The organism is Algibacter luteus, assembly GCF_030344935.1.
In the GTDB taxonomy this organism is placed as follows: Bacteria; Bacteroidota; Bacteroidia; order Flavobacteriales; family Flavobacteriaceae; genus Arenitalea; species Arenitalea lutea.
Genome location: NZ_CP128313.1, coordinates 3,586,532 through 3,598,857, shown reverse-complemented (window position 1 = coordinate 3,598,857; position 12,326 = coordinate 3,586,532). Strand labels below are relative to the sequence as shown.

Sequence of the window (12,326 nt, the reverse complement as noted above, 5' to 3'; positions counted from 1 at the left end):
TAAAATATGTGCGCAAAATTAGGGCGTTCACTTTATCTTTAAGATGATATTTATCATAAAAATAAATTGGTTAACCAATTTTAACAAAAATAAACTATTTCGTAAATAATGTACTAAAAAATAGAGGAAAAGCCCGAATTTTTATGATTTAACCTTGGGTTAATTCTCTAAACAGACTTTCTAAACTTGCGTTTTTTTGATTGAGCTGCAATATTTTTAATTGATTATCATGAGCAAAATCAAAAACATAAGAGCGCATATCTTCGGATGTTTTAAAAGTGATTTCGTAAATGAAATCATGAGTATTAACTACTTTTTCAACTTTTGGAAGTTTAAGTAAAAAGGCATCTTCCACACGATAATCAAATTCTACTATTACAATTTGTTGTTTTTCGTCACGCAGATCTTTAAGCTTTTTATCGGCAACTATTTCTCCTTTATTAATGATAATCACACGTTCGCACATCGCTTCAACCTCTTGCATGATATGAGTTGAAAGAAAAACTGTTTTTGTTTTACCAATGGACTTTATAAGGTTTCGAATATCCACCAATTGGTTTGGGTCTAATCCTGTTGTAGGTTCATCTAAGATTAAAACATCGGGGTCGTGCAATAATGCATTGGCTAACCCAACACGTTGTCTGTAACCTTTTGAGAGTTGACCTATTTTCTTGTGTGCTTCAGGGTTAAGACCTGTTAATTCGATAACTTCTTGTATGCGTTGTTTACTAACCCCGTATATATTTCCATTAAAAGCTAAATATTCTTTGACGTATTGTTCTAAATATAAAGGATTATGTTCAGGAAGGTAACCCACATTTTGCTGAACCGCTTTTTGTTGAGTATGCACATCAAAGCCATTAACTTTTGCGTTCCCGTTGTTGGCTTGTAAATACGTCGTTAAAATTTTCATCATGGTTGATTTTCCTGCACCATTAGGTCCTAAAAACCCAACAATTTCTGGTTTTTCAATTTTAAACGAAATATTGTTTAACGCCTTTTGTGTGCCATAAATCTTGGTAACGCCTTCAACTTCAATAGACATAATTAAAATAATTTGTTCAAAAATAATCGATTAACTAATGTAAAGGTACATTTGCTGTAAAATCTTTAAAACTTTTCAGAAAAATAAAAAAAAGGTTTTATTGTATTTTGATTTCTTAAAATAATAATTACTTTAGCCACATAATTATGAAGATGACAGCAACTTATACATATTTTAACAACTGGTTCTATTTCTTTTTTAGCAAAAGGATCGAGGCGTTGTATGTATAATTTATACTAATAAATTAAAATATGAGTCTCGATGAAAATCGAGACTTTTTTTTGTTTAAGCGTTTAAAAGATTGAATTAAAACCATAGAAATTTTAAATTTTGATAAAAGCAGTAGCCATTCAAGGTGTTAAAGGATCGTTCCACCATATAGTATCTCAGGAGTTTTTTACAAAACCTGTTGATGTTATAGAGTGTATGACGTTCGATGGTGTTGTTGATTCCTTAATAACAAAAACTTGTGATGCTGCAATTATGGCTTTAGAGAATTCTATTGCAGGTTCTATAATACCTAATTACGCTTTAATTGATAAGTATGGTTTACATATTGTTGGCGAGCATTATTTAGATATTCAACACAATTTAATGGCCTTACCAAATCAGAATATTACCGATATTAAGGAAGTGTATTCGCATCCTATGGCACTGTTGCAATGTAAAGAGTTTTTTAAATTACATCCGCATATTAAATTAGTTGAAGATAAAGATACGGCAGAAGTTGCACAACGTATTCAAGAACATAAATTGGAAGGTATTGCGGCCATAGCAAGCGTTACGGCTGCTGAAATTTTCAATCTAGAAATTTTAGCACACAGCATACAAACCATAAAACACAACGAAACGCGTTTTGTAGTTGTTAAACGTACCAATTCTGAAGTACCAGAAAATGAAATTAATAAAGCTTCGGTTAAATTTGAAGCCAACCATAAAAGAGGAAGTCTCGCTACAATTTTAAATGTGATGAGCGATTGTAAACTTAATTTAACAAAAATACAATCCTTACCCATTGTTGAAACACCTTGGAAATATGCTTTTTTTGTAGATGTGACATTTGAAAGTTTTGTAGATTTTAAAAAAGCAAAATCTATAATTGATATTATGGGTGATGCCTTTAAAGTTTTAGGAGAATATAAAAACGCTAAGTTATGATAGAAGTAGCTAACAGATTGCAAACTGTTGAAGAATACTACTTTTCTAAGAAATTAAGAGAAGTAAATTTACTTATAGCTAGTGGTAAGCCAGTAATTAATTTAGGTATTGGTAGCCCAGATTTGCAGCCACCAAAAAAGGTGTTATCTGCTATTTCTGCGAGTTTAGAAAATCCTATTGCACATAAATACCAAAGCTATCAAGGGCTACCAGAGCTAAGAGACGCTATCGCGAAATTTTATAAAACACATTTTTCGGTAAACGTAAGTCCTAGTACAGAGATTTTACCTTTAATGGGAAGTAAGGAAGGCATTATGCACATTTCTATGGCCTATTTAAATGAAGGCGATGAGGTTTTAATACCAAACCCTGGGTATCCAACTTACCAATCGGTAACCAAATTGGTTGGAGCAAAGGGTGTGCTTTACGAGCTTGATGAAGCTAACAACTGGATGCCAGATTTTAAGGCTTTAGAAAAATCAGATTTATCTAAAGTAAAGCTCATGTGGGTAAATTATCCACACATGCCAACAGGTGCAAAACCTAGTAAGTATGTGTTTGAAGAGCTAGTGGCTTTTGGAAAACGTCACAATATTTTAATTGTTAACGACAATCCGTATAGTTTTGTTTTAAACGATAATCCATCAAGTATTTTAAGTGTTGAAGGGGCGAAAGATGTGTGTTTAGAGTTAAACTCTTTAAGCAAGACTTTCAATATGGCAGGATGGCGTGTTGGGATGGTTTTAGGAGCAAGCGAACATATTAATAACATTTTGAAGGTAAAAAGTAATATGGATTCGGGAATGTTTTACGGCATTCAAAAAGGTGCTATTGAAGCTTTAAAATGTTCAGAAATGTGGTTTGCAACCTTAAATAATGTGTATAGAGAGCGCCGCAATTTAGTATGGAAATTAGCCGATGCTTTAAACTGTACTTACGATAAAGAGGCAACTGGGTTATTTGTTTGGGCAAAATTACCAGCATATTTAAAGTCTGAAGAGTTTATAGATTTGGTGTTGAAAGAAAACCACATATTTATAACACCGGGAACCATTTTTGGAACCCAGGGTGAAGGTTACATTAGGTTTTCTTTATGTGCATCAACCGAAGTATTAGAAGAAGCTATAGCAAGAGTAAAGTAATGAAAAATATATACGCCATAGGAGTTGGATTGATAGGAGGAAGTCTCGCTATTGATATTAAAAAGAATAATCCGGATGTGATTATTCACGGTATCAGTAGAAAAGATACAACGCTAAATACGGCTTTAGAATTAGGCTTGATTGACAAAAAAGCAACATTAGATGATTTAGGGAATGCCGATTTGGTTATTGTGTCTATCCCGGTTGATGCTACTGTAAAATTATTGCCAACTATTTTAGATAAAATATCTGATACGGGATTGGTGGTTGATGCTGGTTCTACGAAAGAAGATATTTGTAAGTCTGTTGAAAATCATCCTAAACGAAGAAATTTTTTAGCCATGCACCCCATTGCAGGAACCGAACATTCAGGGCCAACAGCTGCAATTGAAGGCTTATTTAAAGGCAAAACCAATATAGTTTGCGAAGTTGAAAAAACAACGTTTAAACTTCAAGAAAAAGCATTGAAGCTGTTTACAGATATTGGTATGCGTATTCGATATATGAATCCTGTAGATCATGATAAGCACATCGCATACATGTCTCATTTATCGCATATCAGTTCTTTTATGTTAGGAAAAACGGTTATTGATAAAGAGCGAAATGAACGCGATATTTTCGATATGGCGGGAAGTGGTTTTGCGTCTACAGTGCGTTTAGCAAAGAGTTCACCAGAAATGTGGACACCCATTTTTAAGCAGAATAAAACAAATGTAATTGAAACATTAGAAGAGTATATTATCAACCTCACTCATTTTAAAGAGTTGATGAAACAAGACGATTTTGATGCTATTTATGAAGAAATGGCAAGCACAAATCATATAAAAGATATTTTAAACGGAATTAGTTAAGAGTTAAATTATGGAAAACAAGAAAGAAATGAGAACCTGGTTAGATGATTTAAAATTAGATCATCCATTAGTAATTGCAGGTCCATGTAGTGCAGAAACAGAAGAGCAAGTATTAAAAATTGCTCACGATTTAAAAAACACAGATGTTAGCTATTTTAGAGCTGGTATTTGGAAACCAAGAACACGCCCAGGTATGTTTGAAGGTGTTGGTGCTTTAGGTTTAAATTGGTTACAAAAAGTAAAGGCAGAAACGGGCATGAAAGTTTGTACAGAGGTTGCCAATGCAGCTCATGTAAAATTGGCTTTAGAGCATGATATTGACATGCTTTGGATTGGTGCACGATCTACCGTATCACCTTTTATTATGCAAGAAATTGCAGATGCACTAGAAGGCACTGACAAACCTGTATTAATTAAAAACCCAGTAAATCCTGATTTAGCTTTATGGTTAGGAGGTATCGAAAGAATATACAAAGCAGGGGTAAACAATATTGGTGCTATTCACAGAGGGTTTTCAACTTATGAAAAAACGAAGTACCGAAATAATCCAGAATGGCAGATGGCTATCGAGTTTCAAAATAAATTCCCAGATATTCCATTAATAAACGACCCGTCGCATATTACTGGTAAAAGAGATATGATTTTTGATGTGTCTCAAACGGCATTAGATTTAAATTTTGATGGCTTAATGATAGAAACACATTACGACCCAGATAATGCTTGGAGTGATGCGGCTCAACAGGTTACGCCATCTACTTTAGTACAAATCATGAGAGATTTAAAAATTAAAAAAGAAACTGATCCAGAAGCAGAATACAATAGTGCTTTAGGTAATTTAAGAGCTCAAATTGATGTGATTGACAATCAAATTATAGAGTTGTTAGGTAAGCGAATGAAATCTTCGGATAGCATTGGTGAGCTTAAGAAGCAAAAAAATGTTGCTGTTTTACAATCTAAAAGATGGAACGAGATTTTAGGAAAAATGGTATTGGAAGGAGAGCAACATGGCTTAAGTGAAGAGTTTATCTTAAGAATGTTTAAAGCGGTTCATCAAGAATCTATAAACCATCAAGAGAAAATTATAAACGGATAAATTTATTTATCTATTCAATTAATTCCGATAAAAAATGCCTCATGAAAATGAGGCATTTTTTATTAAAATCTATTTTTCAAAGGGCTAAAAAATTCAGACGCCTAAGAAATATGTAACCACTATTTATTTCTTTTGAAAATATAACGCGTTATAAAAATACCTTGTCCGTCTCCTTTTCCTCCTTCACTTTCAACAGCACTAGCAACAAAAGCTAATTCCCAACCTTCGGCAATCATCGAATTAATTTTAGAAGTAATAATAGCATCATTGGCCGCAATATTTTGAAAACGAATGCCTCCAAGGTTATAGAAGTTTAATAATTTAGTTTCATCAAAATCTTTTACTCTAATTTCGTCACGTTTCGATTTGTTTCGAGAGTTATCATCTTCAGTTTGAGTCGTTGTAAACTCTTTGTAATCTTTGTCTTCGTTGGCGCTAATAATTCTTGAACGCCCTAAACCATTAGGTACAATGGATTCAACACTAGTGACAATTTTGTATTCTACTTGAGCATGTATCTCTATAAAACTAAAAAGCGAAACAGTAAAAAGGAATAATAATTTTTTCATGTTGTATGGATTTTTAAAAGTTGATGTCTAATATATGTCTATTCTTACGTTTAAAATAATTATTTTACTCTATTTTTGAAGAATTCTTATGACAGGACACGTTTATAAATCTACAGGAAGCTGGTATACCGTAAAAACCCAATTGGGCCATACGTACGAATGCCGTATAAAAGGCAAATTTCGTCTTAAAGGCATAAAAAGCACCAATCCTATTGCTGTTGGAGATTTTGTGGATTTTGAATTAGAAACTGATAACAATGAAGAAACAGGAATTATTCATAAGATTCACGATAGAAAAAATTATATAGTTAGGAAGTCGGTAAACTTATCGAAGCAAACTCATATCATCGCCGCTAATTTAGATCAGGTATTTTTAATGATTACCATTAATAACCCACCAACGTTAACGAGTTTTATAGATCGGTTTTTGGTAACTGCCGAGGCTTATTCCATAAAAACAGTTCTGCTTTTTAATAAAATTGATACTTACGATAAAGAAACACTTGATGAAGTTCGATATTTAGCCCACATTTATCGCAAAATAGGGTACGAATGTATTGGGGTTTCGGCAACTACGGGCAAAAATGTAGATAAAGTAAAGGCCTTAATGCAGGATAAAGTGAGTATGTTTTCTGGTCATTCTGGAGTTGGAAAATCAACTTTAGTTAATACCATTGAACCCACATTAAACATTAAAACCAAAGAAATCTCAACGCTTTATAGCCAAGGGCAACATACCACCACGTTTGCCGAAATGTTCGATTTGAGTTTCGGTGCAAAAATTATTGACACACCAGGAATAAAAGGTTTTGGAATAGTAGATATGGAACGCGAAGAAATTGGAGATTATTTTCCTGAAATTTTCGCACTTAAACAAGATTGTAAATTCAATAATTGTTTACACCTAAAAGAGCCCAAATGTGCTGTTAAAGAAGCTTTAGAGAATGATGAAATCGCCTATTCGCGTTATAGAAGTTATGTGCAAATTTTAGAAGGTGAAGATGAACATTACAGAACCGATATTTGGGAGAACCAATAATAAAATCACGAATATTAAAATACCTACTGAAATTAAGAATCTATGAAAGCGGTAATTCAAAGGGTTTCAAAAGCGAGCGTTACTATTGAAGGCAAACAAGTGGCTTCTATAAAAAACGGACTTTTAATTTTATTAGGAATTATAAATGAAGATGCTCAAGAGGATATTAATTGGCTTTCTAATAAAATTGTAAATCTTCGAATTTTTAATGATGATAGCGGTGTCATGAATACCTCGTTACTCGATGTAAAAGGCGATGCCATTGTAGTAAGTCAATTTACACTACAAGCATCAACAAAAAAAGGAAATCGCCCAAGTTATATAAAAGCCGCAAAACCAGATATAGCCATTCCGTTATATGAGCGTTTTGTGAAACAACTAGAAAAAGATTTAGGAAAAACCATTCAAACCGGACAATTTGGAGCGAATATGCAAGTGGAGTTAATAAACGATGGACCCGTAACTATTATTATTGATACTAAAAACAAAGAATAATGGCCTCAATATTCGGGCACAGTATTGTTGGGTTTACACTCACTAAATTAATTGATAATAAACAGGTTAAGTGGTTGTTATTTGCTGCTATTTTTTCTGCGATTTTACCAGATTTTGATGTGCTTACTTTTAAATTGGGCATACCATACGAGCATCCCTTAGGTCATCGTGGTTTTACACATTCTATACTTTTTGCTATTATTTGGGCACTCATATTAATGTTGGCTTTTGGTAGAAAAAATAAACTCATTTGGTTTATGGTTATTTTTTTAACCACCCTTTCACATGGTGTTTTAGATGCTATGACATCAGGCGGCATGGGCGTTGGCTTCTTTATTCCTTTTGATAATAGTCGGCATTTCTTTTCTTTTCAAGGTATTATAGTTTCCCCATTGGGTGTGGGAAGGTTTTTTTCAGAATGGGGGCTTCGAGTTATTGTAAGCGAAATAAAATATGTTTTAGTGCCGTGTTCTCTGTTATTGATTGTGCGATTTTTAGTCAATAAACTAAAAAACACGCATTACAACGAAATATGACTTTTCTCATAAAATCGTTTGTATAAAAACAATATTTTTAGGCTTCAACAAGATATTTTTTATGCATAAAACGAATTTAGCCTACATTCTACTACTGTTGTTTTCCATTCAAGTTTTAGCCCAAGAAAGTTTATACACGAGTTTAACAATTCCATCAAAATTACGAGAAAATGCCAACGCTGTGGTTCGTTATAACCATGTGCAGATAGCTTTAAATTCTTCTTATGAAATGTCTGTTCTTCAGAAAAGAGTTGTAACAATTTTAAACAAAGAAGGGGATGATGCGATTAATGCTGTAGTGCATTATGATAAAAATGTTAAAATAAAAAACTTAGAAGTTAAAGTTTATAATAATTTTGGAACTCAGATTAATAAATTCAAGAAAAACGACTTTAAAGATGTAAGTGCAGTTGATGGTGGCACCTTGTATTCAGATTCTAGAGTCAAGTATCTTGAATATACCGCAGTAAACTATCCATATTCGGTTGAATTCATCTCAGAAACCGTAAGCAATAACACAGCATTCATTCAGCCTTTTATGCCAATAGATGATTATTTTTTAAGTATTGAAAGAAGTACGTATCAAATTAACTATCCAACAGAAATTACACTTAGAACACTAGAGAGAAATTTTGATAATTATGAATTAATTAAAGAAGAAGCTAGTGGGGTTTTGAAATATAAAGTCAAGAATATTAATGCATTTAAGCCAGAAAAATATGCACCAGCGTTTTTTGATCTAGCTCCAAAAGTATTATTAGCTTCAAATCAGTTTACGTTAGAAGGGGTGCAGGCAAAAGTTGAAAATTGGAATGATTTTGGAAAATGGATGTATCATGATTTAATTAAAGATACACACGATTTACCTGAGAGTACTATTACTATGATTCAGGAACTAGTTAAAGATGAACCTAATGATATTGAGAAAGCAAAAAAAATATACAAGTATGTACAGGATAAAACACGATATATAAGTGTACAAGTGGGTATTGGAGGCTGGAAACCTTTTAACGCATCTGATGTTGATAAATTGGGCTATGGCGATTGTAAAGGGCTTACCAATTATACAATGGCGCTTCTTAATGCAGTTGGAGTTAAATCTAATTATTGTGTGGTTTGGCGATATACACAAGGTAGAAGCATTGAAAAAGATTTTACCTCAATGCAAGGTAATCATGTGTTTCTAAACATTCCCACCGAAAATAACGAAGATATCTGGTTAGAATGTACCAGTCAGAAATTGCCGTTTGGTTTTATAGCCAATAGTACAGATGATAGAGATGTGTTAGTCATTACAACCGATGGTGGAGAAATAAAACATACAAAAAAGTATAACGCAGAAGAAAGTATTCAAACCATTAATGGAAAATATAGTATTTCTAATGATGGTAACCTACAAGCGCAGGTTAAAGTTGGTTCAAAGGGGATTCAATACGATGATAAATATTGGCTAGAAACCGAAACTGAAAGAGATTTAGATAAACATTACAAAAAACGATGGCGCTATGTTAATAGCATGTCTATTGAAAGTATGGATATTCAAAATGATAAACAGGACATTCAATTTATTGAACAAGTAAGTTTTAATGCTACAAATTATTCTAAGGTTATAGGAGACCGAATGCTATTAACTGTAAATGCATTAAATAGAAGTACACATGTGCCAGATCGTTACAGAAATAGAAATTATCCACTTAAAGTAAGTCGTGGGTTTGTTGATATTGATGAAGTTGAAATTGAGTTACCATCAGATTATAAAGTAGAATCTATGCCTAAAAACATTGCTATAGAAAATAAGTTTGGACATTATAAAACGGAAATTGAAAAAATAGACGAAAACAAACTTTTGTACAAAAGGGAGTTTAAGGTAAATGATGGCGAATTTCCCAAAGAAGATTACGAAAAATTCAGATCGTTTTATAAAACAGTTTCAAGACAAGATAACGCAAAAATAGCATTAATTAAAAAGTAGTATCCATGAGAATTTCAGCATTAATAATAGCCCTTAGCTTTACTTTAAGCGCATTTGCACAAGATTATGATTTTGGAAAAGTATCCAAAGAAGAACTTCAAGAAAAATTTAACCCTTTAGATTCTACTGCCAGTGCAACGTATTTGTATAAAAACCGACGGACTTACTTTGATTACATTAAAGGTCTCGGGTTTGAGTTAAAAACAGAAATCCATGAGCGTATAAAAATATACAATAAAGATGGTTTTGATTATGCAACAAAACAGTTAAACTTATATAAAAATGGTAATACTAAAGAGTCTATTTCTCCAATAAAGGCTTTTACCTATAATCTTGAAAACGGTAAAATAGTAGAAGAAAAATTATCTAAAAAGGGAATGTTCAATTCTGAAACTAATAAATATTTTAATAAGGTGAAATTTACTATGCCTAATATAAAGCCTGGTTCTGTCATTGAATATAAATACCAAATTACCTCCCCATTTTGGTCTAATATTGAAGAATTGGTTTTTCAGCATGATATACCAATAAAGAAATTAGAATCAAATATTGAAATTCCGGAGTACTTTAATTTTAGAATCAATACAAAAGGATATTTAACAGTTAATCCTACTACAGATAGTAAAACGGAGTATATCAGATTCGTTAATAAAACTAGAAATCAAGGCTCTGGATATTCTGCAAGTAGCACTACTACTTTTAATACTTCAGAAGTGTCTTATTCTACAAAAATAAGTAAATATGAAATAGAAAATGTTCCAGCACTTAAAAATGAACCATATGTAAATAGTATTAATAATTACAGATCATCAATTAAATATGAACTTTCTTATACAAAATTTCCATATTCACAAATAGAATATTATACCACAACTTGGGAAGATGTAGTGGAAACGATTTTTAAAAGCTCCAATTTTGGAGATGAATTGGATAGAACGGGTTACTACGAAGATGACATAGATAACATCGTGTCTTCAATTTCCGACCCAGAAAGACGTATGTCTCTTATTTTTGATTTCGTAAAATCTAAAGTTAAGTGGAACGGTTACTATGGAAAGTATACCGATGATGGTGTTAAAAAATCTTTTAAAGAAGGCGTTGGTAATGTTGCCGAAATTAATTTAATGCTCACTTCAATGCTACGTTATGCAGGTCTAAAAGCGCATCCTGTTTTGGTGAGTACAAGAGGTCATGGTATTTCGTTGTTTCCAACAAGAGAAGGCTATAATTATGTGGTTACTTATGTAAAACTTCCTGATGGCAATGTTGTACTGCTTGATGCAACTAATAAGTATTCAGTACCTAATGTCTTGCCACTAAGAGCCTTGAATTGGCAGGGTAGGGTCATCGCAGAGCATGGGAGTTCAGAATTAATCGATTTGTATCCTAGTGTGGCTTCTAAAAATACAATTACCATGATGGCAAAGTTAGATAGTGAGGGTGGTGTTGAAGGCATGATTAGAAGTGTTAAAACCAATCATAAGGCGCTAGATTTTAGAGAACGCTATGTTGAGGCTAATAAAGAAGAGTTTTTAGAAAAATTAGAAAATAAATATAATGGATTAGAGGTGTCTGATTATGCTGTAAAAAACGATGTCGATTTGTCAAAACCAGTTATGGAATCGTATAATTTTTTCAAAGAAAATCAAGCAGATATTATTGGCGACAAGATCTATTTTTCACCTCTATTTTTCTTAAGAACAGCAGAAAACCCTTTTAAATTAGAAAAAAGAGAATTTCCAGTCGATTTTGGTTACCCATCGTCAACAACTTACAGAGTCATAGTTACGATTCCAGAAGGTTATAAAATGGAAAGTATACCAGAACCATCTGCTATGGCTTTGCCAGATAATTTAGGAGAGTTTAAGTATAATATATCCGGAAATGGTAATTCTATTCAGTTAATAATTTCAACTAAAATCAATTCTTCTATTATTACGCCATTGTATTATGATGCTTTAAAAGAATATTTTAATAAATTTATCGAAAAAGAAGCAGAACAAATCGTTTTAACAAAAGCATAATGAACATACAAAACGCGCAACAAGAAGTTGATAATTGGATAAAAGAACACGGTGTACGCTATTTTAATGAGCTTACAAATATGGCGCAACTTACCGAAGAGGTGGGGGAAGTAGCTAGAATTATTTCCCGCAGATACGGCGAACAAAGCGAAAAAGAAAGCGATAAAAATAAAGATTTAGGCGAAGAGTTAGCCGATGTGCTTTTTGTTTTGCTATGTTTAGCCAACCAAACCGATGTCGATTTACAACAAGCTTTTAACAAAAGAATGGATAAGAAAGCAAAACGAGATCACGATAGACATCATAGTAATGAAAAATTAAAATAACATTTTTATAATCGTACTTAAGTAAAACCTCAAAAAAAACACGAAATAACTTAGCATTAATATCCATTATCCAGTA

Annotated in this window: 12 protein-coding genes; 10 read left to right on the top strand and 2 right to left on the bottom strand. The window is 32.5% G+C overall.

The window, feature by feature from the left end:
* Positions 1-148: 148 nt before the first annotated feature.
* Entirely contained in the window at positions 149-1,045 is an 897-nt protein-coding gene (gene gldA / locus O5O44_RS15625) for a gliding motility-associated ABC transporter ATP-binding subunit GldA (RefSeq protein WP_289195139.1), read from the bottom strand.
* 330 nt (positions 1,046-1,375) lie between these two features.
* Between gldA and O5O44_RS15620 the strand changes: the two genes are divergently transcribed.
* The 4 genes from O5O44_RS15620 to O5O44_RS15605 are packed head-to-tail and all read left to right on the top strand — an operon-like array spanning position 1,376 to position 5,289.
* Positions 1,376-2,203 (top strand): prephenate dehydratase, encoded by an 828-nt coding sequence (locus O5O44_RS15620; protein WP_289195138.1) that lies wholly within the window; start codon positions 1,376-1,378, stop codon positions 2,201-2,203.
* A complete protein-coding gene (locus O5O44_RS15615; RefSeq protein ID WP_289195137.1) occupies positions 2,200-3,345 on the top strand; it encodes a pyridoxal phosphate-dependent aminotransferase in 1,146 nt (381 codons plus the stop codon). Before O5O44_RS15620 ends, O5O44_RS15615 begins: the two co-directional genes overlap by 4 nt.
* Positions 3,345-4,196 (top strand): prephenate dehydrogenase, encoded by an 852-nt coding sequence (locus O5O44_RS15610; protein WP_289195136.1) that lies wholly within the window; start codon positions 3,345-3,347, stop codon positions 4,194-4,196. The genes O5O44_RS15615 and O5O44_RS15610 overlap by 1 nt, the downstream gene beginning before the upstream one ends.
* Before the next feature lie 10 nt (positions 4,197-4,206).
* Positions 4,207-5,289: a bifunctional 3-deoxy-7-phosphoheptulonate synthase/chorismate mutase type II gene (locus O5O44_RS15605; protein ID WP_019387765.1), complete on the top strand. Its 1,083-nt coding sequence runs from the start codon at positions 4,207-4,209 to the stop codon at positions 5,287-5,289.
* 119 nt (positions 5,290-5,408) lie between these two features.
* Here O5O44_RS15605 and O5O44_RS15600 read toward each other — a convergent pair whose 3' ends face one another.
* Positions 5,409-5,858 (bottom strand): hypothetical protein, encoded by a 450-nt coding sequence (locus O5O44_RS15600; RefSeq protein ID WP_289195135.1) that lies wholly within the window; start codon positions 5,856-5,858, stop codon positions 5,409-5,411.
* A gap of 88 nt (positions 5,859-5,946) precedes the next feature.
* Between O5O44_RS15600 and rsgA the strand changes: the two genes are divergently transcribed.
* From rsgA to O5O44_RS15570, 6 genes are all read left to right on the top strand, one after another.
* Entirely contained in the window at positions 5,947-6,897 is a 951-nt protein-coding gene (gene rsgA, locus O5O44_RS15595) for a ribosome small subunit-dependent GTPase A (RefSeq protein WP_289195134.1), read from the top strand.
* A gap of 42 nt (positions 6,898-6,939) precedes the next feature.
* Complete coding sequence (gene dtd / locus O5O44_RS15590; protein WP_289195133.1) at positions 6,940-7,392, top strand: D-aminoacyl-tRNA deacylase; 453 nt, start codon at positions 6,940-6,942, stop codon at positions 7,390-7,392.
* A complete protein-coding gene (locus O5O44_RS15585; protein WP_289195132.1) occupies positions 7,392-7,928 on the top strand; it encodes a metal-dependent hydrolase in 537 nt (178 codons plus the stop codon). Before dtd ends, O5O44_RS15585 begins: the two co-directional genes overlap by 1 nt.
* A gap of 61 nt (positions 7,929-7,989) precedes the next feature.
* Positions 7,990-9,900, top strand: a complete 1,911-nt coding sequence (locus tag O5O44_RS15580; protein WP_289195131.1) for a DUF3857 domain-containing transglutaminase family protein — start codon at positions 7,990-7,992, stop codon at positions 9,898-9,900.
* A 5-nt stretch (positions 9,901-9,905) separates the two neighbouring features.
* Positions 9,906-11,924, top strand: a complete 2,019-nt coding sequence (locus O5O44_RS15575) for a transglutaminase family protein (RefSeq protein ID WP_289195130.1) — start codon at positions 9,906-9,908, stop codon at positions 11,922-11,924.
* Complete coding sequence (locus O5O44_RS15570) at positions 11,924-12,250, top strand: nucleotide pyrophosphohydrolase (RefSeq protein ID WP_289195129.1); 327 nt, start codon at positions 11,924-11,926, stop codon at positions 12,248-12,250. The genes O5O44_RS15575 and O5O44_RS15570 overlap by 1 nt, the downstream gene beginning before the upstream one ends.
* The last annotated feature ends 76 nt before the right edge of the window (positions 12,251-12,326 follow it).

Bases quoted from the DNA above. Each gene is read 5' to 3' on its own strand.
- O5O44_RS15575 (WP_289195130.1), top strand. From the start codon at position 9,906: ATGAGAATTTCAGCATTAATAATAGCCCTTAGCTTTACTTTAAGCGCA.
- gldA (WP_289195139.1), bottom strand. From the start codon at position 1,045: ATGTCTATTGAAGTTGAAGGCGTTACCAAGATTTATGGCACACAAAAG.
- O5O44_RS15580 (WP_289195131.1), top strand. From the start codon at position 7,990: ATGCATAAAACGAATTTAGCCTACATTCTACTACTGTTGTTTTCCATT.
- rsgA (WP_289195134.1), top strand. From the start codon at position 5,947: ATGACAGGACACGTTTATAAATCTACAGGAAGCTGGTATACCGTAAAA.
- O5O44_RS15605 (WP_019387765.1), top strand. From the start codon at position 4,207: ATGGAAAACAAGAAAGAAATGAGAACCTGGTTAGATGATTTAAAATTA.
- O5O44_RS15570 (WP_289195129.1), top strand. From the start codon at position 11,924: ATGAACATACAAAACGCGCAACAAGAAGTTGATAATTGGATAAAAGAA.
- dtd (WP_289195133.1), top strand. From the start codon at position 6,940: ATGAAAGCGGTAATTCAAAGGGTTTCAAAAGCGAGCGTTACTATTGAA.
- O5O44_RS15600 (WP_289195135.1), bottom strand. From the start codon at position 5,858: ATGAAAAAATTATTATTCCTTTTTACTGTTTCGCTTTTTAGTTTTATA.
- O5O44_RS15615 (WP_289195137.1), top strand. From the start codon at position 2,200: ATGATAGAAGTAGCTAACAGATTGCAAACTGTTGAAGAATACTACTTT.
- O5O44_RS15610 (WP_289195136.1), top strand. From the start codon at position 3,345: ATGAAAAATATATACGCCATAGGAGTTGGATTGATAGGAGGAAGTCTC.
- O5O44_RS15585 (WP_289195132.1), top strand. From the start codon at position 7,392: ATGGCCTCAATATTCGGGCACAGTATTGTTGGGTTTACACTCACTAAA.